The sequence below is a fragment of the Pseudomonas sp. NPDC087336 genome, assembly GCF_044744285.1.
Classification (GTDB): domain Bacteria; phylum Pseudomonadota; class Gammaproteobacteria; order Pseudomonadales; family Pseudomonadaceae; genus Aquipseudomonas.
In genome coordinates this window covers 23,384-48,306 of the sequence record NZ_JBIUYA010000006.1, presented here as the reverse complement: position 1 = coordinate 48,306, position 24,923 = coordinate 23,384, and the positions used below count along the sequence as shown (strand labels likewise).

Below are 24,923 nucleotides of genomic sequence, written 5' to 3'. Positions count from 1 at the left end.
CGCTCAGGCGGCAGAGATGAGTTGCCGAGCCTTGGCCATCAGCCAGGTGGCATAGATGTGCAGGTAGTCGCCCATTTCCTTCGGCGCCTTGCCGACCAGGGAGCGCGCGTAGGTGCCTTCGAGCAGGCAGGCGAGCTTGTAGCAGGCCAACACGAAGAACCACGGCAGGCTGGACAGATCGCGACCGGTCAGTTCGCCATACAGTGCAATCAGTTCACTGCGGGACATGAACCCGTCCCAAGGCTCAACCACCGGCTTGCTGCCAGCGCCCGGAATCTGTGGGTCGCCCGGTTCACGCCAGGATGTCAACACCCAGGCAAGATCCAGCAGCGGGTCGCCAAGGGTCGACAGTTCCCAGTCGATCAGGCCGCTGATGCGCGGTGACTTCAGAGAAAACATCACGTTGGGCCACTGATAGTCGCCGTGGATGATGCCGATGCGGCCATCTTGCGGGACGTTATCAGCGAGCCAGCGACCCACTTCATCGACGCTGGGCAAGCCACTTTGCTGATAGCCGGGGGTATCGCGATAACCATCCAACTGCGAGCGCCAGCGATCGACCTGGCGACCATGCCAGTTCTCGGGACGGCCGAAGTCCGCGAGCCCGGCCTGCTGATAGTCCACCTGACTCAGCGACGCCGCCGCACGAACGAAGGCTTCACCCATCTGATAGCGCCAACTCGCATCGGTGGCATAACGGCCTTGCAATTGACCGGCCGGAGAGAAGCCTTCAAGCGGCTCCATGAGGAAGAAATTCACGCCCATCATCGAGCTGTCGGTACAGACAGCCAAGAGCGCCGGATGAGGGACGTCGCTGCCCGCCAGCGCCTTGAGCACCCGAGCTTCACGCAACATGGTTTCATTGCTGTTGGCACGCAGATGTCGAGGTGGACGGCGCAGCACCATTTGCCGGGTGCCGCGGTTGAGCATGAACAGATTGTTCTGCGAGCCACCGGTCAGCTGGCGGACTTCGGTGATCGGGCCATCGCCGGGCAGGCCTGCGTCGTCAAGCCACGGCTGCAACACGGACCAATCGAGCAAACCGTCGAAATCGGGAAGTGTCGGCTTCATACGAGGCGACCTCCCCCGCTGCGGTTCGGTTCAGCCCCTGGCAAGCGCCGATCATATCGGCCCTGCATGCGTAACGAAGTCTCCATCATCCGCTTTCCCCATCGTTATTGTTGTTCGGTCACTCCTTGCGCAGCAGCGTTCTTGTCCTGCTCAAGGTTTCGGCGCACTTGTCTCAACACTTCCAGCGTCTGATCCAGAGCCGCAACATCCAGGCCCTGGGAAATACGCTCGGTCCACTCGGCACTTTCCTGGTTCACCTGCGCATACACCTGACGACCCAGTGGGGTGGCAACCAACTGCTTGGACGTTTTGTGATGCGGATTTTCCTCGTAACTCACATACCCTTCTGCGGCCAGCACATCAGCCAATCGCTGAATGGCCTGGCGCGTATAGCCCAGACTGCGGGCAATCCGTGCAACGGTGGGTGGCTCGACCGCCAACACCACCGAAGCCAGCACGAAGGTCTGGCCTGGGCCGCCCAATACTGATGGCCGCTTAACGCTCATTACTCGACCATGCAGACGCAAGACCTCATCCACCAATTCTCCGAGACGACCACCGACCTCGCTATGAACCGAATGATCGAAGGTCGGCACCGGCCTTTCCTCGGCTTTCTTGTTAACCATACTGACACTCCATTTCCAAACTGACAACATGTTGTCGTTTTAATTTATGCGATTTACCAAACTACAGCATCGCGTATGAGCCTCATCGTCAGCGCACGACTCTACAGACACAACAAGGGGGAGCAAGCTCCCCCTGGGTCAATCATGTTGAAAACTCAAACTCCGCAGGCCGTATAGCCCCCATCAATCGGCAGGAGTGCCCCGGTAATGAACGAGGCCGCCGGTGAACAGAGGAACACAATGCCCTGCGCAATTTCCTCCGGTTGCCCCCAGCGCCCCAAGGGTGTGCGCCCCAGCACCCGGGTATTTCGCTCGACATCAGCCGACATGCCACGGGTCATCGGCGTGTCGGTCCAGCCTGGCGCTACCGCATTGACGCGAATGCCTTCCTTGCCCCACGCCACAGCCAGGCTCTTGCTCAACTGCACGACACCGCCTTTGCTCGAGGCATAGGCAGGTGCTGTCGGACTACCGAAGGAGCTCATCACTGACCCCAGATTGACGATGCAACCGGCACTGGCCGCCAGCAGATCCCGTGCGGCGTAACAGCAACGCATGGTGCCGAACAGGTTGATCTCCAGGGTGCGCAGGAAACCTTCTTCGGTGAACTCACTTGCACCACGCCCGATGCCTGCGGAGTTGATCAGAATGTCGAGCCGGGAAAGCCCGGAAAAATACGCTGTGACAGCAGCGGAGTCAGCGACATCGAGCACCGAGAAATCAACAGCGGCCAGCCCGCTGTCATCCTGGCAGGACTGGACTTCGGCCAGAGACACACCGGTCGCCTTAACCGCACACCCGGCTTCCAGCAACCTGCGAACAGTCGCTATGCCAATACCACTGGTACCGCCGACTACCAGGGCCGTTTTATTGTGCAAATCAGTCGCCATAACCGCTCCTACTCAAGTCCCTTGGGCATCCCTATGACACCCGACAACAACAAGATGACATAGAGTCAGTTTATAGCGCTATATCCCTGGCATTCGAACGACACCGACAAAACCAAGCAAAACTCTAGGATTAACCCAGATATCGGGGCTTTTCAGAAGGAAGCTTGACGCAGAAAAATAACTGACATATGGTCATCTTTACCAAAACAACACGCCTGCAACCCGAGGTCAGCATGCCAACCGTCAACTACCCGATCTACGACGTAGACCGTCACTTTTACGAGCCACCGGAAGCATTCCTGCGCCATCTGCCCAAGCAGTTCCGCAAAGAATTCCAGTACGTGCAGATCAATGGCCGCACCAAACTGGCGGTTGGCGGTGTATTGAGCGACTACATCCCTAACCCGACTTTCGATGTGGTCGCCGCACCCGGCTCCCATGAAATGTGGTATCGCGGTGAAAACCCGGAAGGTCTGTCACTGCGTGAGTTCGGTGGCGACCCAGTACCTTCCCATCCCGCCTTCTTCAACGGTGAAGCGCATCTGAAGGTCATGGATGAGCAGGGTATTCATGCCGGCTTGTTTATTCCGACACTCGGTTCGGTCATTGAAGAACGCCTGTCACACAAACCGGACGCCATTGCCGCCCTGTTCCATTCGTCCAACCAATGGTTGGCCGAGGAATGCGGTTTTGCCCGTGAGAACCGCCTGTTTCCGGTACCGATGATCAACCTCATCGATGTCGATAAAGCCGTACAGGAACTGGAATTCGTCCTTGCTGCCGGGGCACGGGTAGTCGGCGTTCGTCCGGCACCCGTGGCAGGTTTGACCGGTGGCCGGTCGATGGGCTTCACCGAGTTCGACCCGTTCTGGGCTCGCGTCAACGAAGCGAAAATTTTCGTCATGCTGCACGTTTCCGACTCCGGCTACGACAAGATCAATAGCTGGTGGACGGCAGGTGGCAAGGGTGAATTCAGGCCGTTCGAGAAAGAGCCATTCGGCGAAGTGCTGGACTGGATGGGTCGTGCCATCTCCGACACCTTGGCGGCATTGATCTGCCATGGCGTTTTCGATCGCTTCCCTGATGTGCGCGTGGCGTCGCTGGAAAACGGCACCTCCTGGCTGGAGCCACTGCTGGGACGCCTGGCACACATCTACAAGAAGATGCCGAAGTCGTTCAAACGCGATCCAGTGGAAACCTTCCGCCGTCATGTGTTCGTTTCACCGTTCTATGAAGATCCAGTGGACAAGCTCATCGATTTGATCGGCGTCGAACGCGTACTGTTCGGCAGCGACTGGCCGCACCCGGAAGGCCTCACCCACCCGCGGGACTTCTTCAAAGACATCGACATGCTTGATGAAGCACAGACCCAACGCGTCATGAGCACCAACCTCAAGGGCCTGCTTGAGGGTGTTCGGGACTGATACTGGATGCGGAAACGATAAAAGGCATGAGCATCCCTCATGCCTTTTTTATTGACCAGAGGAAGCCATGGCGACCTTCCCTTTAGCTTTGCCGCAATCTAAAGCCCCACCGGTTGTATCGGTGTTTTCCAGAACGCGTCATCACCATGATCGGCAAAAGCGGCCTATTGTTGTCGCTGGCGACAGGTAGCAATCGTCCAAGAGCGGGCGGCCAAACGTTCGCGGATGCTTGGGGAAAGTGCAGATGTGATGCCCCCATTCCTCAGATAGTGCGTGAGCCTTACCCAAAATTGAGGCATTAATCAGGCGCTATCCAGTTGAAGTCATCACTGCGTGGAGTCATTAACTTCCTTCAAGCAGGAGCATTTGCCCAGATCGGGAACCGTAAGCCAGCGGCCTTCTTGTCTGGCACGATGAATCCGAGACTGTATCGCGCGCGCGTGATGGCGACGTACAGCTTGTTCTGAGCTGTTTCGTCTTTCGCGGGAAACGGCTTTCAGCTCATAGGGCCGCTAGGTCTCAGTTCTCAGAGACCATGCCGAGTACATTTTGAGGAGCGTGGCACTCGATATGTGCACCTCTCAAACCACTCAGGAACAGATCGACAAACCCCATTGGCGCGGGCCTGTAACGGAGGATGAATCGGCTGCTCAAAGTCATGCCATTACGCGCCTCATGGCGGGGTTCACCCTAGATCAAATGGTTTCAGAATATCTCACCCTCAGGTCGAGCGTACTCAGACTCTGGCTGACCAACGGATATTCAGGGGAAGGCCATCAAATTGTGGACATGATTCGATTCAACGAGGCAGTCGATCAGGCGCTTGTCGAGTCCATAGCAGCGTATGGACTAGCGGTGGAGACGACTCGAAAAACAGTACTGGGAGTACTAGGACACGACCTTCGCACACCATTGGGTGCCGTGACGCTAGGTGCCGATCTGCTGAGGCTGACGGAAGAGCTGGGCGTTCGTGGACAAAGAATAATTGCACAAATTACTACAAGTGCTCAAACCGCAAACCAGATGGTGAATGACCTGCTTGACCTTGCACGCTGGAACCTGGGTACTGGAATTCCGGTACGACCTGAAAAACTGACCTGTCGTCTGTTTGCCAATCAGTCGTGGATGAACTCACCACCGCGCACCCAAAAGCACACATCATATTCACCGGCTCGGGGACGGTGACCGGCCAGTACGACCCATCACGTATGGCACAGGTTTTCTCGAATCTCATTGGCAACGCCGTGCGACACGGCAAAGTGCAGCTTCCAATTAAAGTCACCCTGAGCGGGAATGGCACCACCGCCTGCTTTAGCATGCAGAATTACGGAGAGCCTATTCCTCCTAACGCACTCATCTCTCTCTTTGATCCGAACAGGCGTTTCTCCAAGTACTCTGAGGGAGAGCAAGGAGCATCATCTGGCCTCGGGCTGGGATTATTTATAACGGCTCAGATTGTCGAGGGGCATGGAGGGAAGATAGAGGTCGAGTCGAGGCTGGAAAAGGACACAATTTTCCGTGTGAATTTGCCCATTCGCTAATATCTATGGTTCGGACGTTCAAGTACCGCCAAATCTGTAGCGCTTATGGTGAATGGCTGTTATGGGTCCAGGCTGTGTGAAAACACCTGCAATTGTCTAATCTTCTGATCGTCGAGATCGTAGCGGGGACGATCATGAAGCGATTCATTGAAGGCGAGGCCCGGACGCAAGTGACGCTGCTGCCGGAGTGCCTGGACGATTACGTAACCCAAGAAAATCCAGTCCGTGTGGTCGACGTTTTCGTCGATGAACTCGATCTGGGCGCACTTGGGTTTGAGGGCGTCGATCCTGCTGCAACGGGTCGTCCGGCCTATCATCCAGCGATCTTGTTGAAGATCTATATCTACGGCTATCTCAATCGGATTCAGTCCAGCCGCCGGCTGGAGCGTGAGGCCGAGCGCAACGTCGAGTTGATGTGGCTGACGGGGCGTTTGGCTCCGGACTTCAAAACCATTGCCGACTTTCGCAAAGACAACGGCAAAGCCATTCGCAGCGTCTGCCGACAATTCGTAGTGCTTTGCCGCAATCTCAATCTCTTCTCCCAATCGATCATCGCCATCGACGGCAGCAAATTCAAAGCCGTGAACAACCGCGACCGTAACTTCACCCAGGGCAAAGTGAAGGCACGCATGCAGCAGATCGAGCAGAGCATTGATCGATATCTGGCGGCGATGGATTCGGCGGATCGGGCAATGCCCGAAGTGGCCGAGGCCAAAACCGAGCGGCTTAAAGAAAAGATAGAAACACTGAAAAAGCAGATGCAGAAACTCAAGGACATCGAGGTGCAGCTCCACGAAAGTCCAGACCAGCAGATCTCCCTCACAGACCCAGATGCACGCTCAATGGCCACAAGCGGCCGAGGCACCGGAACGGTTGGCTACAACGTACAAACAGCTGTCGACGACAAACACCATCTGATCATCGCCCATGAGGTGACCAACGTTGGTAATGACCGGGCGCAACTCAGCAATATGGCGAACCAAGCGCGTGAAGAGATCGGCGCTGAGTCGCTGACGGTGGTGGCCGACCGAGGCTATTACAAAGGCTTGGAAATCCTTGCCTGCGAGCAGGCGGGCATCACCACCTTCGTACCGAAACCCCTGACTTCCGGCAGCAAAGCCGAAGGCCGATTTGGTAAGCAGGACTTCATCTACGTTACTGCATCGGACGAGTATCGATGCCCCGCGGGACAGTTACTGACCCGGCGGCATTCTTCGATGGAAGACGGCATGCTACTGCACTGTTATTGGTTCTCGGGTTGCCAGTCCTGCGCAATGCAGAAGCAGTGTACGACGGGTAAGGAGCGCCGGATAAAGCGCTGGGAACATGAAGCCGTAGTCGATGCGATGCAGGTACGGCTGGAAAATGATCCAACGATGATGAGGCGTCGCCGACAGACCGTTGAACATCCTTTTGGAACGCTCAAATACTGGATGGGAAGTACCCACTTCCTGACCAAAACCCTTCCGCGGGTAAGCACTGAGATGAGCCTTCATGTGCTGGCCTACAACCTCAAATGAATGATGAGCATCTTCGGCATCGCAGGACTGCTTGAGGCGATCAGGGCGTGAATCCCGCCGTTTGATCGTCCGTGAGCGGCTGTTTGGGCCGCTGGCGCGGCCCAAACAGCATTACGAACACCTATGTAGCTTACTGGGGCAATTCGCGCTTCCGTCTGCTGGTTTCGCAGGCAATCCAAGCAAATCCCGGTTTTCAATGAATCCAGCGTGTTTTCACACAGCCTGGGTCGATTCTGTTGAAAACAGTCGGCCATGGTTTCCACGGCAGAAAAGTAAGCGCTTGAGATTGAAATCTATACTTTGTGCAGAGGGTTCCGGGTGTTGGCACTGATTGAAAACTGACCCAACAGCCTTTACTGGGTCAGTTTTCGGTCAGCGGCAACAGGGTCGAATAGACGCGAATCCACAGGCAGCATTCGCTTCGGGAACGTGTTGATGTCGGCCGCCAGAAGTTCGAGAGTTCGGGATACGGAAAGATGAGCTTCCATCGGTTCAGTAATCGCCGGCGCAGTCTTGCTCTGAACACCCTAGCTCAGATGAGTCGGTATCGACAGATAAATCATCGTCTTCATTACCTGCCCGGAATGCTCCCGGCATGGCCGCCAAAGGGATCAATGCCCCTGGGCACTGGATCACCCGCGCTGCCAAGGAATGTGCCTTTACGGCAGCGTGATCAGGTGAAAGGCCTTGTAGCGAAGCGGCAAGATAACCGGCACTGAAGGAGTCGCCCGCCGCCGTTGTATCGACCACATTGTCCACGACCTCGGCGGCTACCTCATAACACTTAAACGAGTTTTCGATCAGACAACTGTTTGCACCACGCTTGAGCACCACGTGCAAGGTGCCGGCCTGGGCATAGCGTTGAAAGGTGCTTTCCGCATCGGCCTCCTGAAACAACGCGTGCTCGTCCTCCAGCGTAATCAAGGCGATATCAACAAAAGGGAGCAAGCGAGCGTAGGTGTCCTGCGCATGCTGACGATCGCGCCACAATCGTGGCCGATAATTGTTGTCGAACACCAGCAAGGCGCCATGCTTTCTCGCCTCGATCAACTGGGGCAGCAAGTTGTCCATCCCCTCGTCGCCGAGCACGGCCAAGGTGATACCACTCAAGTAAATCACTGAGTAGTCCTGCAATCGACCCAGAACCTCTATGGCTCCCTGCTGATTGAAACAGTCGCGCACAGCCGCTTCGTTGCGCCAATAAAGGAAGCTCCGTTCGCCCTGGGCGTCGGTCTGAATGCAATACATACCGGGCAGCCGACCTGGCAAACGCTGTACCAGTGACAAATCGATGCCCTCCGCCTCCCAAGCTTTGCACATGGCATCGCTGAAGCTATCGTCGCCCAACGCGGTAACGTAAGACACCTGCCAATCGCTAGGTAACAAGCGGCGCAGGTACACGGCGGTGTTCAAGGTGTCGCCACCGAAGCCCTGGACCAATGTGCCATCTGCGTGCTGCTGCAATTCGATCATGCACTCACCGATCAAAGCTATTCGCGCGGGCATCAAGCGAACACCAACTGAACCTTCGCGGCCCGGCTTTTGTCGCCAGCCATCTCCAAAGCCTCCACCACTTGGTCATGACGAAACTCGGCCGACAACAGTGGCAGTGGATTGACACGACCGCTTTCCAACCAGCGCACAGACGTGGCGAACTCATCAACGAAGCGGAACGAACCCACCAGTTTGACTTCCTTGACCAACAACAGGCCCAAGGGCATTTCCACGGTGGCGTGTCCCATACCCAATTGCACCACGGTGCCTTTGGGCCGGGTGAAAGTTGCCGTCGAGGCAATTGCCGCAGGTGCACCGGAGGCCTCGAAACAGACGTCGAAGTAGCCGCCATTTTCACCCCACAAGGTGGTAGCGACTTCGTCGGTTGGATCGATTGCGTAATCAGCACCCATTTCCACCGCCAGTTCGCGGCACCGCGGGCTCATGTCCGTGGCCACCACTTCTGTCGCACCGGCGTTGCGTGCGGCGGCCATCACCAGGCAACCGATGGGACCCGAGCCGGTGACCAATACCTTCTTGCCAACCAGCACACCTGCCTGGTGCACTGCGTGAATCGCCACGGCCAACGGCTCGGCGAACACCATGACGCTGTCCTTGGCGTGGTCGCCATAGGGCACGCACTGCTGCTCGGTCACGGCCACATGCTCGCAGAAACCGCCATTTACGTGAGGATTGAACTGCGCGCTACCCATGAACTTCATGCTGCGGCAGACGTTCTGCTTACCCTCAAGACACAGCGCACAACGGTTGCACGGCTGCGACGGATTGACCGCCACACGTTGGCCAATCTTCAATTGACTGCCTTGGGGCACGGCTTCGATCACTCCGATAAACTCATGGCCTAGAACAAGCGGGTTCTTTAGGATCGACATGCCCGCACGGGCATGCTGGTAGTAGTGGATGTCGGAGCCACAGATACCGCCACGCGAGACGCGCACCAGTACCTGGTCTTCAGGCGAATAGGCCAGGGGTTGGTCGACATGGCGCACGTCCTTGATACCAAAGGCGACGCAGGAACGATTTTCGATAGTCCGGATGGTCATTGTTATTGTCCTTATGCCTCGGGTTGTTGGCCCAGCGGGCGATCAAGTGCGGGAGTTGGCGTTGATTCATTACGCGGCAGCGCGATGACTTCGATACGACCGACCAGAAACACGTAGGCCAGCAAGCCGCACAGCGCCACCGCAGCGATATAGAACATGGCGTACTGGAAGCTGTGGGTGCGCTCCAGGATCACCCCGATCACGATCGGGCTGACGATGCCGGACAGATTGCCGAAAATATTCAGAAAACCGCCCAGGGTGCCGATCAGGTGCCGTGGAATCACGTCGCTGCACACCACCCAACCCAAGTTGGAGAACGCATTGGCAAAAAACGCCACCGACAGGATCGCGATGGCGATCACCGGCCGATCCTCGAAATAGTTCACCAGGCAGATGCTGGTGGTCACGCTCAGCCCGAGCATCATGGGTAGCTTGCGAGCCAATGTGCGTGAGCGGCCTCGCTTGAGTAGCAGGTCGCTGAGCACACCGCCGCAAAGCACGCCGCACATGGCCATCAGGTAAGGAAACATGGCGCCGATACCGGCTTTGGCGATGGACAGGCCAAGGCCCTTCTCCAGGTACACCACGAACCAGGTCAGGAAGAAATACAGCGTGGAAGACGCGGCGAACTGCGCAATAAACAAACCCCACACGGTGCGCTGCCGCAGTACATAGCGTACGTCTGCCCAGTTGACCGTGGTGCGATTGCCGCGTTGGTTGTCCGAGCCGTAGCCGCCGCCCTGACGGATCATTTCAAGTTCCGCTTCATTGACCTTGGTGCTCTGCGCGGGGTCGCGATAGGCCATCAGCCAATACACTCCGAAGGCGATACCAACGCCGCCGGAGATGTAAAACGACGCTTCCCAGCCCCAGGTCGCAACGATCCACGATAGCACCGGGGTCAGCACTGCCAGGCCGATGTACTGGGCGCTGGAATAGGTGGCCGTGGCCCGCGCCCGCTCGTGATCGGGAAACCAGGTGGCGATGATCTTGGTGTTGGACGGAAACGATGGCGCTTCCGCCACGCCAATCAACGCGCGGCAGATCAGCAGCATCACGAATGAACCCGACGCGGTGGCGAAAAGCGGGTGGGAGGCAAAACCCATCAGGAAAGTAAACATGCTCCACAGGATGATCGCACTGCCGTACAACTTGCGTGGGCCCACGCGATCGAGCAGGTAACCAACTGGAATCTGGCTCATAGCGTAGAACCAGGTGAACATGGAAAACAGCAGTCCCAACTGAGTGGGCGTCAACGCAAACTGACCCTGGATGGCGCTGCCAGCCACTGAAAGGTTGGCGCGGTCCATGTAGTTGATCGCAGTGACGATGAATAGCATGGCCAGGATCGACAATCTCGCTCGTGTCGGTTTCATGATTCTTCCTTTTTGTTTTTATCAGGTAAGAAGCGTGATTCGCGGGGTCTATAGCGTGGCCAGCCAACCACCATCGACATAGATGATCTGGCCGCTGACGTAGTTCGAAGCCTGGGACGACAGGTACACCGCCGTCCCGATGAGTTCATCGGGCTTGCCCCAGCGTCGGGTCGGGTTACTCGCTTTGACCCAACGGTCGAAATCGGGATTATTGACCAGAGCGGCGTTCATCTCGGTGTGGATGTAGCCAGGGCCGATGGCGTTGCACTGGATACCGTATTCGGCCCATTCGGCGGCCATGGCCTTGGTCAGCATTTTCACCCCACCCTTGGCTGCGGTGTATGGCGCGACCGTGGCGCGGGCAGCCTCGCTGGTGAGCGAACCGATGTTGATGATCTTGCCGCCGGAGCCGCGGGCAACCATGCGTCTGGCAGCGGCGCGACCGACAATGAATGCACTGGTGAGGTTGACGTCGAGTACCCGTTGCCAATCGGCCAAGGGCAGCTCCAGCATGGGCTGGCGGTGCTGGATACCGGCGTTGTTGATGACGATGTCCACTTGCACACCCTGGCTGTCGAGCGTGGCGAACATGGCTTCAACCGAAGCTTCATCGGCGACATCAAAGACAAAACCCGAGGCGTTGTAGCCTGAAGCGCTGAGTTGGCCAATGGCCTCTTCAAGACGAGCGGGATTGGTGCCGTTGAGGATCACCGCAGCGCCCGCCTCCGCCAGCCCTTGGGCGTAGGAGAATCCCAGCCCGCGAGTCGAGCCAGTGATCAGGGCGGTACGGCCAGTCAAATCAAACAATGCAGACATGGAATGCCTCTTTTTGTGTGTTCTTGTTTTTTGATTTACGGCCCTGATCAACCACTCATCAACCAACCTATCACATAGGTTTAATCGATGTATGACAGGTTGACGTTCAGCCTTTCCATTATCCTGAACTCGGTTTCAGTCAATGATCAAGGGATATTTTTTAGATGGCTAGATTTTTTTTCCAGAAAGTGATGAAAACTGCTTGCAGCACACGTCAGAATTGCTTCAACTTATGTGACAAGTTAAAAACAAAAAAATATGAGTGACACGACTGTGAAATCGCAGAGCATCGTCAACGACGTTTACGAACAGATGAAGCGCAACATTCAGGACGGCGTATGGCCACCGGGCAGCAAGCTGCCTTCCGAGTCAGAGCTGATCGCCAGTTTCGACGTCAGCCGCGTTAGCGTGCGCAGTGCCGTGCAGCGTTTGCGTGGGCTTGGCATCGTGGCAACCCACCAAGGGAAAGGCACCTTCGTAATAGAGGATCTGGATGAGCACGGCTTCAATGACAACCAGCCGATCATGCACTTGTCCCAGGCCGAGTTCGAAGACATGCGCGTGTTCCGCCAGACCGTGGAGTTTCGCTGCATGGACCTGGCCGTGCAGAACGCCACCGTCGACGACATCGCGCTGATTGAAGCTGCGCTGAACCGCATGCTGGTCAACCGCGACGACTACAAGCGCTATTCCCAAGCCGATTTCGACTTCCACTACGCCATCGTCAAGGCCTCGCACAACAAGATCTTCATCCACGCGATGGACTCGATCCGGCACATCTACCTCTACTACCTCGAAGAATTGAACCGCGTCCTGGGCATCACCCTGGAAAGCGTCAATGCCCACATCAACGTCTACATGGCGATCAAGAACCACGACGCTGCGGCCGCTGCCAAAACGCTCAACGAAGCAATGGCCAGTAATGTCGACGCCATGAAAGACGCCCGACACACCGAATGAACTCAATACTCTGCTGAGCAACCGGGAGATCCAGATGGAATCAATAACAATCACAAATGTAAAAACGATTCTGACCGCCCCTGGCGGCATTGACCTGGTGGTGGTGAAGGTGGAAACCAATCAACCAGGTCTATACGGCCTGGGTTGTGCGACCTTCACCCAGCGCATCTTTGCCGTGGAAGCGGCCATCGAGCAGTACATGAAACCCTTCCTGATCGGCAAGGACGCTCTGCGCACGGAGGACATCTGGCAGTCGGCGGCGGTCAGCGGCTACTGGCGCAGTGGTCCGATCATGAACAATGCACTGTCCGGAATCGACATGGCCCTGTGGGACATCAAGGGCAAGGTTGCAGGGTTGCCGGTCTATCAAATGCTTGGTGGCCGTTGCCGAGATGGCGTGCCGTTGTACCGGCACTGCGATGGTGAAGACGAAATCGCCGTCGAAGACAGCATTCGCGCGGCCTTGGAGGAAGGCTATCAACACGTTCGCTGCCAGATGGGCATGTACGGAGGTTCAGGCACCGAGGATCTCAAGTTGATCGCTGGCAAGCTGGCCAGAGCCAAAAACATTCAACCCAAAGTATCCCCGCGCAACAAGACTCACGGTATCTACTTCGATCCGGACGCCTACCTGCGCGCCGTGCCGAAATTGTTCGATCACCTGCGAGACAAGCTCGGTTTCGGTGTCGAGTTCATCCACGACGTACATGAGCGCGTGTCGCCTATCTCTGCTGTGCAACTGGCGAAGAACCTTGAGCAATATCAGCTGTTTTTCCTCGAGGACCCGGTCGCTCCGGAACACCTCGAATGGTTGAAAACCCTGCGCGCGCAGAGCTCAACACCCATTTCCATGGGCGAGCTGTTCACCAACGTCAATGAATTCAAGCCGCTGATTCAGAACAACCTGATCGACTTCATTCGATGCCACGTCAGCACAGTGGGTGGCATCACCCCGGCTAAGAAGATCGCCACCTTCGCCGAATTCCACGGCGTGCGCACCGCCTGGCATGGCCCCGGAGACATCTCGCCGGTGGGCGTGGCAGCCAACCTGCACCTGGACCTTAGCACCACCAATTTCGGTATCCAGGAGTGGACCCCACTCAATGACAACCTGCTGGAGGTGTTCCCCGGCTGCCCGGAAATCTACCGCGGTTACGCCTACCTCAGCGATCGCCCCGGCATCGGTGTGGACATCGACGAAGAACAGGCCAAACGCTTCCCCTGCCAGGGAGGCTTGCCGGACTGGACTAACGCGCGGCTGCCCGACGGCACCGCCGCACGCCCATAAGCACAGCTTCATGCACTTCCGGCGCACTGCGCCGGGATGCCCTGCCCTTATACAAAAACAATCAAGGGACCCTACATGAACACCACTCGCGAAGCACTCCCCACGCACCTCGCCAGCAAGCGCTGGTTTTACCTGATTCCACTGATCTTTATCACCTACAGCCTGGCCTACCTGGACCGCGCAAACTACGGCTTTGCCAGCGCCGCGGGTATCGAACAGAACCTAGGCATCAGTAAAGGCACTTCGTCCCTGATCGGTGCGCTATTTTTCCTCGGCTACTTCTTCTTCCAGGTTCCGGGCGCCCTCTACGCACAGCGCTACAGCGTGCGCAAACTGGTATTCGCCAGCCTGATCCTGTGGGGCCTGTGCGCCATGGCTACGGGCCTGGTCACCAACATTCCGATGCTGATGATCATTCGCTTTACCCTCGGCGTGGTCGAAGCGGCAGTGATGCCGGCCATGCTGATCTTCATCAGCAACTGGTTCACCGGCAAGGAGCGCTCGCGAGCCAATACCTTTCTGATCCTCGGCAACCCAATCACCGTGCTATGGATGTCGGTGGTGTCCGGCTATCTGATCCAGGCATGGGGCTGGCGCGAAATGTTCATGATCGAAGGTGCACCCGCAGTACTCTGGGCTTTCGTCTGGTGGCACCTGGCGCGGGACAAGCCCGAGCAGGCGACTTGGCTGACCCGCGAAGAGAAAGATCAGCTCGCTGCCACCCTGGCCGCGGAACAGAAAGGGTTGAAAATGGTGCGCAATTACCGCCAGGCATTTACTTCACCCCTGGTGATCAAGCTGTGCCTGGTACACGCACTGTGGAGCATTGGTGTGTACGGCTTCATCATGTGGCTGCCGTCAATCATCAAGCAGGCCTCGGCCAGCGACATCGTCACCACAGGCTGGTTGAGTTCGGTACCTTACATGGCCGCAGTGATTGCAATGGTTGGCGTGTCATGGGTTTCAGACAAGACCGGCCAGCGTAAGCTGTTCGTCTGGCCATTGCTTGCACTCGGCGCCCTCGCCTTCTTAGGATCCTATTTGCTGGGCTCATCGCACTTTTGGTTGTCCTTCAGCTTACTGACCATAGCTGCCGCTGCGATGTACGCGCCTTACGGCCCGTTCTTTGCCCTGATTCCGGAACTGCTGCCGGCCAACGTGTTTGGCGGTGCCATCGGCCTGATCAATGCCTGCGGCGCACTGGGGGCGTTTCTCGGATCGTGGATCGTTGGCTACCTGATCGGTCTGACCGGTAATCCAGGGGCCGCGTACATTTTCATGACGGCGGGCATGATGGCTGCGGCGTTGCTCATGGGGTTGGTTGTCGTGACAAATTCTCGCCTACCATTGGAGTGTGTGGCGGACCAGCCCATGTATGAGTAGACCTCCATCTCACTGGGAGGCATTGAATATCGTCTTCGGTTATTGAACCGCGCTGCCAGGGACTGGAGCATCGGTGGGTTACCTATGACCGCTGGAGCATCGACTCCCCCGCATTTGGCGGTAATCGCAAATTCTCCAGCAAGGCGATTGCCGCAATCACGGCTACACAGAGAGATGTCAGCTGAAAGTCCAGAGGTCTGTGCACGCCCTGTATTGCCATGGATGCTCATGACAACACGTAGCAGTAACGCGCCGATGGGGCCCCTTCAGCACACGCAGCTGGAGCGGACACAGACAATTAGTCCTGAACTTGAGCCTTATCCGATAGCCCCACTACTCACGGTGGCCTCTCATATCCGAAACGCACCAATCTCCTTACGCAAAGCATTCACCAACCCATGTAAATCCTGACTTGCCTGCTCCGCCCGGATGACGCCTTTGGAGGTCTGCTCGCCCACCTGACTGATGTCGACAAGGCTCTTGTCGATCTCCATCGACACCTGGGTCTGTTGCTCCGCCGCCACGGCTATCAGCTGGCTCTGCTCAACAATCAGCCCTGTAGCCCGGACGATATTCTCGAGTGTCTGTTGCACTTCATCGGCTTGGGTGACTGTGGTTCCGGCGGTCTTGTGGCTGTTGCTCATGGCTTTGACTGTCTCGGCTACCCGGCTGTGCAAGTTGCCGATCATCTGTTCGATCTCCAGTGTCGATTGCTGGGTGCGCCGCGCAAGCGTGCGCACTTCGTCGGCGACCACAGCAAATCCCCGGCCCTGCTCGCCGGCGCGGGCGGCTTCAATGGCCGCGTTGAGTGCGAGCAGATTGGTTTGTTCAGCGATATTGCGGATCACCTCCAGGACCTGGCCTATCGCCTCGCTGTCGGCCGCCAACTGATGAATCAAGTGCATCGACCCGTCAATTTCCCCCGCCAATCGCTGAATTGCACCGACCTGCTCTCGCACCCTGAGACGACCCTGCTCGGTTTCCCGGTTTACCTCTCGGGCGCTACTGACCGCACTCTCCGCATTGCGTGCAACTTGACGTGCAGTCACCGCAAGCTGGTTCATGGCTGTGGCAACGACCTCCAGTTGCTCACGTTGCCCGGTTACCTCACGGGCGCTGGAACGGGCAACCGATTGCACCAGATCGCTCTGTTGGCCGACCTGCAAGACCACGCCATCGACTTGCCTGATCAGGTGCTGGATCTGTCCGACCGTGCCGTTGAACACTGTACCGAGCGCCGCCAATTCATCCTTGCCCAGCACCTCGAAACTCACGGTCATGTCGCCTTTGGCAACCTTGCCCATCACTCGACTCAAGTCATCCAGGATTCCACGAGTCGCCAAATAAAAAGCACCGTACAAGTAGGTGATCAACAACAAAATGGCGAGTGACGCGACGGACAACAGGATCATCTCGCCGCGGGCCTGCCCAAGTCGCTGTTGCAATGACTGGGTGAGCGAAGCCAGCGCTGCTTCGTTCAGCCCTTGAACCTTGTCACTCAAGCCGGTCATCTGATGGAAATAGGCAGGCCACTGCTGCATTGGCTCCGCCGCATTGAGGATTTGCTCATCGAGTAGTTGCTTGCCTCTTTCGATGCTTTGCAACCCGACCTGCAGCGCGGGTGCAAGCGAACGTGCAATGTGCGCGTCAAAAACCTGGAATTTCTGCGCACTGTCAGCGCCGACTCGATCCATCCCCACCATCAATTGCTCCAGGGCAACGCTATCGGCGGCACTCGGGTAGCCTTGGCCCAATGTAATCGAGCCCAGCGTTCGGGCATTGTTCAGCAGCGCCGATAGCCGTGGCACTTGAACCGCGATCAGGGTACTGAGCTGACGCACGCGCGGCTCATCGTTCTGGCTCAGCCCCGCCTGCTCGACAATACTTTCCAGCAGAAGCGCACCTTGCGTCGCCAACTGACCGCTCAACTCCGACCGGGGGGCTGCGCCTTCGGTTTTGCGCAAGGTTTGCAGCCCCTGGACCAACGCTGTGAGTTGGCGCTCAATCGACTGCGAATCAAGGCCAGAAATGTCCAGCCGGCTGATCGTGGAGACGGCAGCCTCTTCAGCCCGTTCGATCCGCTGGGTGATATCGCTTTTCTTTTCCACCTGGCTCACCCGCTGCCGGATCAGGGCCAGATCCTTGAGCAGGTCAAGCTGTTGCTGCAACTGCACGGTCTCCCGCACCGCCGCCAGGCTGCCCAGTACAGCGGCACTGACCCGCCACTGGTGATAGGCAATGCCGACCAGGTACGTATTGGCCCCCAACAAAGGCACGAAGAATAAAACACTGATCAGGCTGAATTTCATGGCGAACCCCAGACGGTTCATCAGCCAAATTCCCGGATAGAACAAAGCCTTCATGCTGCACTCCTTCCCTTATTGTTTTTATGAGTTCAACGCACCAGGTGCTCACCGATGAAATGCGAAACCTTCGGTGGGCCATCGCCACAGTGAAAGGCTCTGACCTTCGCTTCAGCCTGCTGGTCGGCAAGGGTGGTTCGGGTTTGTTGACGCAGATAGTCCGACCATGAATCGACAATGAACCGCTCGAGGTAGTGATCGGGATGGTCCAGTTCCCGGTAGATCCGCCAAAAGCTGGCGCCATCCCGGCGACGCTGGGCACCGATACGGTGGATCTGGCGGAGGAATTCTTCGCGACTCTGCGCACTGACCTGATAGGCGATCTGCACCGCGACCGGTCCCTCGCCTGGCTCGAGACCGGCAAAAGTGAAAGCCGGCAGCTCTGCGCTCGACGGGGTGACTTCGTCGTCATTACCGAGCCATGCCGGGTAGCGCCACATCACCAGCATCGACAGTGCCACCGCCCCGGCTGCGAGCATCAACGCTGTGTGACTGTCGAAGTGACTGGCCGCAGCCCCCCACAGCGCGCCGCCGATGGCCAGGGAGCCCTGAAACACCAGCATGTAGATCGCCACTGCGCGAGCGCGAATCCACGGTGCAACTGAAGACTGGATGGCGACCAGGTTGCTGGTACCGACAGCGAGCCAGCCGATGCCGGCGAAAAACAGCGCCACACACTGCACTGCCGTGCTGGAGGCCAGCGCCACCAACAGACAATTGAGCGCATACAGCAATGCCGCCAGCGCCAGCATCAGGTTAAGCGACATCCGGGCGCGGACCATGGGCATCAGAAACGCTCCCACCATGGTGCCCACGCCGAGACTGCCCAACAGCACGCCATAGTTCCCGGCGCCACCCGACTCGCTGGCGACCACTGGCAACAACGCCCACAGGCCACTGGCTGCACCGACAAAGGCAAAGGTGCGCAAGCATTGCTCGCGCATGACTGCCGAATGGCGCACGTAGCGCAACGTGCCGCGCAATCCGGCCCACAGCGTTTCGGGTGGCAGGCTGGTATCACGGGCCGGCACCTTCATGCGGATCACCACCAGCAACGACCCCAGCAACAGCAGCCCGCAAATGGCAAACACGCTGACCACATTCGACATGGCGACCACGCTGCCGGCCAACGCTGGGCCAACCGCACGCGCTGAACTGTATGACAACGACGAAAGCGCCAACGCCGAGGCCATGAAGGGTCGTGGCACGGACTCGGCTTGTGTGGTGTACCAAGCCGGCCCTTGCAGGGCAAAACCGATACCGAAGCAAAACGTCAGCCCCAGCAGCAGCCAGGGCGTGACCAGGCCCAGTGCGCTGCAGGTGATCAGGGTAGCGGCGGTGCAAAACATCCCTATCTGGGTGACCAAAAGGTAACGGCGTCGATTGAAAATATCGGCGAACACACCGCCTGGCAGCCCGAAGAAAAACGCCGGCAGGCTGATTGCCGTCTGCACCAGCGCCACCAGCATCGGTGAGCTGGTCAGCGACACCATCAGCCAGGCAGCGCCTACGTTCTGCATCCAGATCGCCAGGTTCATTGCCAACGCGCCCAGCCACAAGGCGCGGAAGGAGGCAAATCGCAGCGGCGCCCATAACGAATTCGAACTGTCTGTCATCGAAGCCTCGCCTTCTCTGATGCAGTCCCCGCGCTTGACGGACGAAAGGAATGACCGCATATTTAAAACTAACTGTTTGACAGTTTTATATCAGATAGGACAACAAGAATCGACAATCCAGTGCCATACACCGTCAATTACTGACACTGTGGCAGTTTAGTGATCATGGAGCAGGCTTTCGATGACGACTATTCGCCCCGACGCCGACTTTCAGGAATTTCTGAAGCAAGGCCAATTCATGCTCCAGCGCAGCCGCTCGAGCCAACGCTGCTTTTTTTATCCTCGGGTGCTAGAGCCGCGAACCGGCAATACCGACCTGGAATGGGTGCAAGCCAGTGGGCTTGGCACGGTCTACTCGGCGACGGTCATCCGCCCCAAGCCTCCCGCACAGCCCTACAACGTGTCCCTGGTCGACCTTGATGAAGGTCCACGAATGATGACGCGCATTGAAGGCATGCCCGCCGAACAGGTCACGATCGGCCTGCGTGTCAAGGCGCGCATCGTCGAGGAAGTTGACCAGTTTTTTGTCGTTTTCGACCCACACCACCACTAGGCGATAGATCATGAAAAATCCGATGTCACTTGCCGGTCGCACAATTGTCGTGACCGGTGCCGGTCAGGGAATCGGCCTGGGCATTGCCCGCCTGGCCATCGAATTGGGTGCCAACGTCGCGGCTGTCGACCTCAATGCCGATGCCCTGCACAGCGCCGCCCATGAGCTGGGCGAGCACTATCTGCCACTGGCTGGCAGTGTCAGTGATCAGGCCTTTGTACAGTCAGCCGTGGAACAAGCCGTCAGTCACTTCGGGGCCGTCCACGGTCTGGTCAACAACGCCGGCATTGGCCGGCCGGCCATGATCGAAAAGATGACGCTGGAACAATGGCAACAGGTCATCGATGTACACCTGACAGGCTCGTTTTTCTTCACCCAGGCGGTCGGCCAGCATCTATTGCAACGCGCTCGGGCAGGCGACAGCACGCCGGGCTCGATCGTGTTTATCTCGTCCGATGCCGGTCGCCGTGGCAGCCTCGGCCAGATCAACTATTCGGCGGCCAAGTCCGGCATGTTCGGTATGGCCATGACGGCTGCGCGGGAATGGGCAAAACACGGCATCCGCGCAAACGCCGTGTGTTTCGGCATGGTGGAAACCGCCATGACCGAGAAGGTGCGTACCGATCCCAAGTTTCTCGAAACGTACCTGGCGCAGATTGCACTGGGCCGCTTCGCCTCTCCTGAAGAAGTTTCAGTTCCTGTCTGCTTCCTGCTGTCCGAAGCGGCTTCCTATATCACCGGCCAGGTCCTTTCGGTCAATGGCGGGTACACCATAGCGGTATGACTATGCACAATATTGCCAAAGAAGCACTTGCAGGCCTGCGCGTTCTCGACATGACCCGGGTCATTGCCGGCCCGTATGCCGGACAGATACTCGCCGACCTCGGCGCCGACGTCCTCAAGGTCGAACGCCAGGGCGAAGGCGACGATATCCGTCGCATCGGCCCGCCATGGATCAAAGGCACCGAGAACGAACCCCACCAGGAGTCCACCTACAGCCAGTCGGTCAACCGCAACAAGCGCTCGATCAGCGTCAATTTCGCTGAGCGTGAAGGCGCCGAGCTATTGCGCCAGCTTGCGGCCAAATCGGACATCCTGCTGGAGAACTACCGTACCGGCACCCTGGCCAAATACGGCCTGAGCTATGAAGAGCTACGCGAGATCAACCCGCGCCTGATCTACTGCTCTATCACCGGCTTTGGCCAGACCGGCCCCTACGCCAACCGGTCTGGTTATGACTACCTGATCCAGGCCATGGCCGGGGTGATGTCGGTGACCGGTCACCGCGACGAACATGCTGGCGACGGCCCCATGCGAGTCGGTGTTCCCGTGGCGGATATCTGCGCCGGCCTCTACGCCGCCATCGGCGTACTCGCCGCAGTCAATCACCGCCATGAGAGCGGTGAGGGCCAGCACATCGATGTGTCGCTGTTCGACTCCCAGGTCGCCGCACTGCTCAACACCTTTTCTGCCTGGTTCAACGGTGGCAAGGAGCTGGGCCGCACGGGTAACGATCACCCAAGCGCATCGCCTTATGGTGTTTACGCGGTGGATGACGGCTTTATCCTGGTCGCGACCTTCAATGACCGCGAATTCGCCCGGCTAGCCGCCGCCGTAGACCGCGCCGAGTGGATCGAAGACCCCCGCTTTGCCCGCAACGGTGCGCGTGTCGCCAATCGCCAGGAACTGTCGGCGCTGCTCACCGAGGCGTTGCGTGGCCGTGGCAAGGATGAGTGGATCGCCCACCTCAATGCCGCCACCGTGTCCTGCGGCCCGATCAACAGCATGGCCGATCTGGAGCGCGACCCTCATGCCATCGAACGCGAAATGATTGTGCCGCTGGAACACCCGGTCAATGGCACGATTCGTACCGCGGCAAGCCCGATGCGGTTTTCCTCGACGCCGGTTCAATACAAGTCGGCGCCACCGACCATTGGCGAACACACCAGTGAAATTCTCGGTGACTGGCTGGGGATGAACCCGGCGCACATCGCAGAACTGCGTCAACGCAACGTCATCTGAGGGATCTGCCGTGACTTCAACCTTCAGTTTCAAACCCTTGCAGTTGCCTGCCACCCTGGAGCCATTACGCCAGGAAGTCCGGTCGTTTCTGCAGGACAGCGCCAGCCAATGGTCAGGCTGGAAGATCGGTCACTCCTGGACGGGTTTCGACCGCGAATTCAGTCTTGAAGTCGGTCGCCGCGGCTGGATCGGCATGACCTGGCCCAAAGCCTATGGCGGCCACGAGCGCTCTGGCCTTGAGCGATACGTGGTGGTCGAGGAAATGCTCGCCGCCGGCGCACCGCTGGGTGCGCACTGGTTCGGCGACCGACAGAGCGGCCCCCTGCTCTTGCGCCTGGGCAGTGAAGAACAGCGTCGCCGCTTCATTCCACTCATCGTCAAAGGCCAGGCCTCGTTTTGCATTGGCCTGAGCGAACCCGACTCGGGCTCCGACCTGGCTTCATTGCGTTCGCGTGCTACCCGTGTCGACGGTGGCTGGCGTCTCAATGGCCGCAAGGTCTGGACCACCAACGCACACCTGTGTGACTTCATGATCGGTCTGTTCCGCACCGGCGCCAGCGCTGACTCGGAGCGTCACAAAGGCCTTTCGCAGTTCCTGATCGACATGCGCTCATCCGGCATCGAAGTACGCCCTATCCACGATCTGACCGGCGAAGCGCATTTCAATGAAGTCGTCTTCGATGATGTCTTCGTCCCCGACGATATGCTGGTGGGGCAGGAAGGCGATGGCTGGAGCCAGGCCACGGCGGAGCTGGCTTTCGAGCGCAGCCAACCGGATCGCTATATGAGCAGCTTTCCTCTGCTGCCCTTGACCATCGAAGCCCTCCATGGCGACCACAAGGCCGACCGTCTGGCGGCACGCAAACTGGGAGAGGCCTACGCGGAATTGACGGTGTTGCGCGAGATGTCGCTGTCCATCCTAGGCCAACTTCAGGATGGCCACTCCCCTGCCAAGGAAGCCGCCCTGGTCAAGGACCTGGGCAATACCCATGAACAACGAATCCCGGAGCTCGTGCGCGAATTGCTCGACACGCCATCCACCCTTGTCAGTGGAAACAAGTTGAGTGAATTGCAGGGTTTCCTCGTACAGAACGTGCCGAGCTTCTCCCTGCGTGGCGGAACACGCGAAATTTTGCGCGGCATCATTGCCAAGGGGCTTGGACTGCGATGAGCGAAGACATGAACATCAGCGAAATGCTCGCAGAACAAGTGAACCGACTCTTCACTGACCGTATCGATCGCCAGACCTGGGTCGATGCTGAAGACGGCCGCCCGGCGACAGCCCTCTGGGCAGAGATCGAGCAGTTGGGCATCCCCCTTGCCATGTGTCAGGAACAGCATGGCGGCGCCGGCCTGAGCTGGACCGAGAGTGAACCGATGTTGCGCCTGTGTGGCACCCATGCGGTTCCGTTGCCCGTCGGGGAAACGGCCATCGCAGCCTGGGCGCTTTCCTGTGCCGGACTGCAAGTACCAGAAGGCCCCATGGCGGTATCGACCAGCGTGTATCAACTGGATGGGCAAGATCGCTTGCAGGGTCGTGACCCGCAATTGAGCTGGTTGCCGGAGGTCGAGCATGTCGTATTGCTCGCCGAGCGCGATGGCGGTTTGTACCTCTGCCTGGTTCGCGCCCGTGAAGGTGAGCAGCAAATAGTCGAAACTCTCGACCGCCTTCCCTGCGCACAATGGAGCCTGTGCGGCGCGCGTCCCGACCAGTTTGCAACCGCACCGGCAGCGCTTGGAACGAGCACGCTGCAGCCGCTGATCGCTGTGCTCAGAAGCATTCAGATGGCCGGTGCCTTGGCCAAGGTGCTGGAGTTCTGTGTCGACTATGCCAACACCCGTGTGCAGTTCGGCAAACCGATCGGTAAGTTCCAGGCCATTCAACACATGATTGCCGAGCTCGCCTCCCAGGCCGCCGCCGCTCAGGTGGCCGGTTCGTACGCGGCACGCATGATCGATGCAGGCAATCCGTTCCATGCGGCGGCCGTTGCCAAGGCACTGGTTGGAAAGGCCGCGGGACGCGCTGCCGCCATGGCCCACCAGGTGTTTGGTGCCATTGGCGTGACCGACGAGCACAGCCTGCACTACTACACCCGACGCCTGTGGCAATGGCGTGCGGATGCCGGCAGCGAACACTACTGGGCAGAATGTCTGGGGCAACAGATTTTGGCCCGCGACGGCGCGGCCTTGTGGAGCAGGCTGACCCAACCGATGGAACAGTCTGCCTAGCATCAAGATGCTGTCGGCCTTGCTTGCAGGGCCGACACGCTCTCAGTTTCTTCGAATCACTTCTGGCTTCTGATCAACTGCAAAAACTCTTGGCGAGTGTTGGCGCATTCGCGTAATTGTCCGAGCATGACCGAGGTCGTCATCATCGAATTCTGCTTCTCCACACCGCGCATCATCATGCACAGGTGCTTCGCTTCAATCACCACGGCGACACCGACGGCATTGGTGACTTGCTGGACTGCTTCGGCGATTTGTCGAGTCAGGTTTTCCTGAATCTGCAGGCGGCGGGCAAACATATCGACGATGCGGGCAATCTTCGACAAGCCCAGTACCTTGCCTGACGGAATGTAGGCCACATGCGCCTTGCCAATGAACGGCAGTAAATGGTGCTCGCACAACGAGTACAGCTCGATATCCTTGACGATCACCATTTCATCGTTGTCCGACTCGAACAGCGCACCGTTGACGAGTTCTTCGACGGTTTTCTGGTAACCATTACACAAATACTGCATGGCCTTGGCCGCACGTTTGGGGGTGTCCAGCAACCCTTCACGTTCGACATTTTCACCAAGCCCCTGAAGGATGGCCTGATAGTGCTGCGACAACTGCTCGCTCATATCGCCCTCACGAAACCGCGCCGGCTAACACCTGCGCAGACAAATCAATCGACTGGAAGAAAGCGGGCTC

At 58.1% G+C, this 24,923-nt stretch carries 22 protein-coding genes and 1 pseudogene; 12 read left to right on the top strand and 11 right to left on the bottom strand.

Annotated elements, in window-relative coordinates; genetic code table 11:
• Positions 1–3: 3 nt before the first annotated feature.
• The 3 genes from ACIO0C_RS07750 to ACIO0C_RS07740 all read right to left on the bottom strand — a co-directional run bounded on the left by ACIO0C_RS07750 (position 4) and on the right by ACIO0C_RS07740 (position 2,587).
• Complete coding sequence (locus ACIO0C_RS07750; protein WP_401309891.1) at positions 4–1,071, bottom strand: phosphotransferase family protein; 1,068 nt, start codon at positions 1,069–1,071, stop codon at positions 4–6.
• Positions 1,072–1,175: 104 nt separating this feature from the next.
• Positions 1,176–1,697 (bottom strand): MarR family winged helix-turn-helix transcriptional regulator, encoded by a 522-nt coding sequence (locus ACIO0C_RS07745; RefSeq protein ID WP_401309889.1) that lies wholly within the window; start codon positions 1,695–1,697, stop codon positions 1,176–1,178.
• 155 nt (positions 1,698–1,852) lie between these two features.
• The gene (locus tag ACIO0C_RS07740) at positions 1,853–2,587 is read right to left on the bottom strand and encodes an SDR family NAD(P)-dependent oxidoreductase (RefSeq protein ID WP_401309886.1); all 735 of its coding nucleotides are present in this window, start codon (positions 2,585–2,587) and stop codon (positions 1,853–1,855) included.
• 233 nt (positions 2,588–2,820) lie between these two features.
• Between ACIO0C_RS07740 and ACIO0C_RS07735 the strand changes: the two genes are divergently transcribed.
• From ACIO0C_RS07735 to ACIO0C_RS07720, 4 genes are all read left to right on the top strand, one after another.
• The gene (locus ACIO0C_RS07735) at positions 2,821–4,011 is read left to right on the top strand and encodes an amidohydrolase family protein (RefSeq protein WP_110967892.1); all 1,191 of its coding nucleotides are present in this window, start codon (positions 2,821–2,823) and stop codon (positions 4,009–4,011) included.
• Positions 4,012–4,569: 558 nt separating this feature from the next.
• Positions 4,570–5,196: a histidine kinase dimerization/phospho-acceptor domain-containing protein gene (locus tag ACIO0C_RS07730; RefSeq protein WP_401309883.1), complete on the top strand. Its 627-nt coding sequence runs from the start codon at positions 4,570–4,572 to the stop codon at positions 5,194–5,196.
• A gap of 23 nt (positions 5,197–5,219) precedes the next feature.
• A complete protein-coding gene (locus tag ACIO0C_RS07725) occupies positions 5,220–5,552 on the top strand; it encodes a sensor histidine kinase (RefSeq protein WP_401309880.1) in 333 nt (110 codons plus the stop codon).
• Positions 5,553–5,686: 134 nt separating this feature from the next.
• Positions 5,687–7,072, top strand: coding sequence for an IS1182 family transposase (locus tag ACIO0C_RS07720; RefSeq protein ID WP_401309878.1), 1,386 nt, complete (start codon positions 5,687–5,689; stop codon positions 7,070–7,072).
• A 492-nt stretch (positions 7,073–7,564) separates the two neighbouring features.
• Here ACIO0C_RS07720 and ACIO0C_RS07715 read toward each other — a convergent pair whose 3' ends face one another.
• The 4 genes from ACIO0C_RS07715 to ACIO0C_RS07700 are packed head-to-tail and all read right to left on the bottom strand — an operon-like array spanning position 7,565 to position 11,822.
• Positions 7,565–8,578, bottom strand: coding sequence for a sugar kinase (locus tag ACIO0C_RS07715; protein ID WP_401309875.1), 1,014 nt, complete (start codon positions 8,576–8,578; stop codon positions 7,565–7,567).
• A complete protein-coding gene (gene idnD / locus ACIO0C_RS07710) occupies positions 8,578–9,630 on the bottom strand; it encodes an L-idonate 5-dehydrogenase (RefSeq protein ID WP_401309872.1) in 1,053 nt (350 codons plus the stop codon). The genes ACIO0C_RS07715 and idnD overlap by 1 nt, the downstream gene beginning before the upstream one ends.
• 11 nt (positions 9,631–9,641) lie before the next feature.
• Positions 9,642–11,006 carry an MFS transporter gene (locus tag ACIO0C_RS07705; RefSeq protein ID WP_401309870.1) on the bottom strand — a complete coding sequence of 455 codons (1,365 nt, stop codon included), beginning with the start codon at positions 11,004–11,006 and terminating at the stop codon, positions 9,642–9,644.
• A 48-nt stretch (positions 11,007–11,054) separates the two neighbouring features.
• On the bottom strand, positions 11,055–11,822 hold the full coding sequence (locus ACIO0C_RS07700; protein WP_401309868.1) for an SDR family oxidoreductase: 768 nt from the start codon (positions 11,820–11,822) through the stop codon (positions 11,055–11,057).
• A gap of 258 nt (positions 11,823–12,080) precedes the next feature.
• Here ACIO0C_RS07700 and ACIO0C_RS07695 point away from each other — a divergent pair, with 258 nt between their 5' ends.
• The 3 genes from ACIO0C_RS07695 (at position 12,081) to ACIO0C_RS07685 (ending at position 15,453) form a co-directional block, all read left to right on the top strand.
• Complete coding sequence (locus ACIO0C_RS07695; protein ID WP_401309865.1) at positions 12,081–12,782, top strand: FadR/GntR family transcriptional regulator; 702 nt, start codon at positions 12,081–12,083, stop codon at positions 12,780–12,782.
• Positions 12,783–12,816: 34 nt separating this feature from the next.
• Positions 12,817–14,070, top strand: coding sequence for an enolase C-terminal domain-like protein (locus ACIO0C_RS07690; RefSeq protein ID WP_401309862.1), 1,254 nt, complete (start codon positions 12,817–12,819; stop codon positions 14,068–14,070).
• 75 nt (positions 14,071–14,145) lie between these two features.
• Positions 14,146–15,453: an MFS transporter gene (locus ACIO0C_RS07685; RefSeq protein WP_401309859.1), complete on the top strand. Its 1,308-nt coding sequence runs from the start codon at positions 14,146–14,148 to the stop codon at positions 15,451–15,453.
• Positions 15,454–15,803: 350 nt separating this feature from the next.
• On the opposite strand, the gene ACIO0C_RS07680 is transcribed toward ACIO0C_RS07685, so the two are convergent.
• The 3 genes and pseudogenes from ACIO0C_RS07680 to ACIO0C_RS07670 form a co-directional block, all read right to left on the bottom strand.
• Positions 15,804–16,517: a methyl-accepting chemotaxis protein gene (locus ACIO0C_RS07680; protein ID WP_401310314.1), complete on the bottom strand. Its 714-nt coding sequence runs from the start codon at positions 16,515–16,517 to the stop codon at positions 15,804–15,806.
• A 144-nt stretch (positions 16,518–16,661) separates the two neighbouring features.
• Positions 16,662–16,865, bottom strand: a pseudogene (locus ACIO0C_RS07675) (HAMP domain-containing protein); the annotation flags it as partial.
• 983 nt (positions 16,866–17,848) lie between these two features.
• Complete coding sequence (locus ACIO0C_RS07670) at positions 17,849–19,432, bottom strand: MFS transporter (RefSeq protein ID WP_401309856.1); 1,584 nt, start codon at positions 19,430–19,432, stop codon at positions 17,849–17,851.
• 181 nt (positions 19,433–19,613) lie between these two features.
• Here ACIO0C_RS07670 and ACIO0C_RS07665 point away from each other — a divergent pair, with 181 nt between their 5' ends.
• From ACIO0C_RS07665 to ACIO0C_RS07645, 5 genes are read left to right on the top strand one after another with little or no spacing between them, the layout of a single operon-like run.
• The gene (locus ACIO0C_RS07665) at positions 19,614–19,985 is read left to right on the top strand and encodes a Zn-ribbon domain-containing OB-fold protein (RefSeq protein ID WP_090468964.1); all 372 of its coding nucleotides are present in this window, start codon (positions 19,614–19,616) and stop codon (positions 19,983–19,985) included.
• A gap of 10 nt (positions 19,986–19,995) precedes the next feature.
• Complete coding sequence (locus ACIO0C_RS07660) at positions 19,996–20,769, top strand: SDR family NAD(P)-dependent oxidoreductase (RefSeq protein ID WP_401309852.1); 774 nt, start codon at positions 19,996–19,998, stop codon at positions 20,767–20,769.
• Positions 20,766–22,007 carry a CaiB/BaiF CoA-transferase family protein gene (locus ACIO0C_RS07655; protein WP_090468958.1) on the top strand — a complete coding sequence of 414 codons (1,242 nt, stop codon included), beginning with the start codon at positions 20,766–20,768 and terminating at the stop codon, positions 22,005–22,007. The genes ACIO0C_RS07660 and ACIO0C_RS07655 overlap by 4 nt, the downstream gene beginning before the upstream one ends.
• A 10-nt stretch (positions 22,008–22,017) precedes the next feature.
• Positions 22,018–23,178 (top strand): acyl-CoA dehydrogenase family protein, encoded by a 1,161-nt coding sequence (locus tag ACIO0C_RS07650; protein ID WP_401309848.1) that lies wholly within the window; start codon positions 22,018–22,020, stop codon positions 23,176–23,178.
• 8 nt (positions 23,179–23,186) lie between these two features.
• On the top strand, positions 23,187–24,236 hold the full coding sequence (locus tag ACIO0C_RS07645; protein ID WP_401309845.1) for an acyl-CoA dehydrogenase family protein: 1,050 nt from the start codon (positions 23,187–23,189) through the stop codon (positions 24,234–24,236).
• A gap of 56 nt (positions 24,237–24,292) precedes the next feature.
• Here ACIO0C_RS07645 and folE read toward each other — a convergent pair whose 3' ends face one another.
• Positions 24,293–24,853: a GTP cyclohydrolase I FolE gene (gene folE / locus ACIO0C_RS07640; RefSeq protein ID WP_110963854.1), complete on the bottom strand. Its 561-nt coding sequence runs from the start codon at positions 24,851–24,853 to the stop codon at positions 24,293–24,295.
• Positions 24,854–24,923: the final 70 nt, after the last annotated feature.

Excerpts from the sequence above, each read along its gene's own strand:
- ACIO0C_RS07745 (WP_401309889.1), bottom strand. The coding sequence starts at position 1,697 with ATGGTTAACAAGAAAGCCGAGGAAAGGCCGGTGCCGACCTTCGATCAT.
- ACIO0C_RS07665 (WP_090468964.1), top strand. The coding sequence starts at position 19,614 with ATGACGACTATTCGCCCCGACGCCGACTTTCAGGAATTTCTGAAGCAA.
- ACIO0C_RS07645 (WP_401309845.1), top strand. The coding sequence starts at position 23,187 with ATGAACATCAGCGAAATGCTCGCAGAACAAGTGAACCGACTCTTCACT.
- ACIO0C_RS07725 (WP_401309880.1), top strand. The coding sequence starts at position 5,220 with ATGGCACAGGTTTTCTCGAATCTCATTGGCAACGCCGTGCGACACGGC.
- ACIO0C_RS07660 (WP_401309852.1), top strand. The coding sequence starts at position 19,996 with ATGAAAAATCCGATGTCACTTGCCGGTCGCACAATTGTCGTGACCGGT.
- ACIO0C_RS07735 (WP_110967892.1), top strand. The coding sequence starts at position 2,821 with ATGCCAACCGTCAACTACCCGATCTACGACGTAGACCGTCACTTTTAC.
- ACIO0C_RS07700 (WP_401309868.1), bottom strand. The coding sequence starts at position 11,822 with ATGTCTGCATTGTTTGATTTGACTGGCCGTACCGCCCTGATCACTGGC.
- ACIO0C_RS07695 (WP_401309865.1), top strand. The coding sequence starts at position 12,081 with ATGAGTGACACGACTGTGAAATCGCAGAGCATCGTCAACGACGTTTAC.
- ACIO0C_RS07680 (WP_401310314.1), bottom strand. The coding sequence starts at position 16,517 with ATGAACCAGCTTGCGGTGACTGCACGTCAAGTTGCACGCAATGCGGAG.
- ACIO0C_RS07715 (WP_401309875.1), bottom strand. The coding sequence starts at position 8,578 with ATGCCCGCGCGAATAGCTTTGATCGGTGAGTGCATGATCGAATTGCAG.
- ACIO0C_RS07655 (WP_090468958.1), top strand. The coding sequence starts at position 20,766 with ATGACTATGCACAATATTGCCAAAGAAGCACTTGCAGGCCTGCGCGTT.
- folE (WP_110963854.1), bottom strand. The coding sequence starts at position 24,853 with ATGAGCGAGCAGTTGTCGCAGCACTATCAGGCCATCCTTCAGGGGCTT.
- ACIO0C_RS07705 (WP_401309870.1), bottom strand. The coding sequence starts at position 11,006 with ATGAAACCGACACGAGCGAGATTGTCGATCCTGGCCATGCTATTCATC.
- ACIO0C_RS07670 (WP_401309856.1), bottom strand. The coding sequence starts at position 19,432 with ATGACAGACAGTTCGAATTCGTTATGGGCGCCGCTGCGATTTGCCTCC.
- ACIO0C_RS07720 (WP_401309878.1), top strand. The coding sequence starts at position 5,687 with ATGAAGCGATTCATTGAAGGCGAGGCCCGGACGCAAGTGACGCTGCTG.
- ACIO0C_RS07740 (WP_401309886.1), bottom strand. The coding sequence starts at position 2,587 with ATGGCGACTGATTTGCACAATAAAACGGCCCTGGTAGTCGGCGGTACC.
- idnD (WP_401309872.1), bottom strand. The coding sequence starts at position 9,630 with ATGACCATCCGGACTATCGAAAATCGTTCCTGCGTCGCCTTTGGTATC.
- ACIO0C_RS07685 (WP_401309859.1), top strand. The coding sequence starts at position 14,146 with ATGAACACCACTCGCGAAGCACTCCCCACGCACCTCGCCAGCAAGCGC.
- ACIO0C_RS07750 (WP_401309891.1), bottom strand. The coding sequence starts at position 1,071 with ATGAAGCCGACACTTCCCGATTTCGACGGTTTGCTCGATTGGTCCGTG.
- ACIO0C_RS07690 (WP_401309862.1), top strand. The coding sequence starts at position 12,817 with ATGGAATCAATAACAATCACAAATGTAAAAACGATTCTGACCGCCCCT.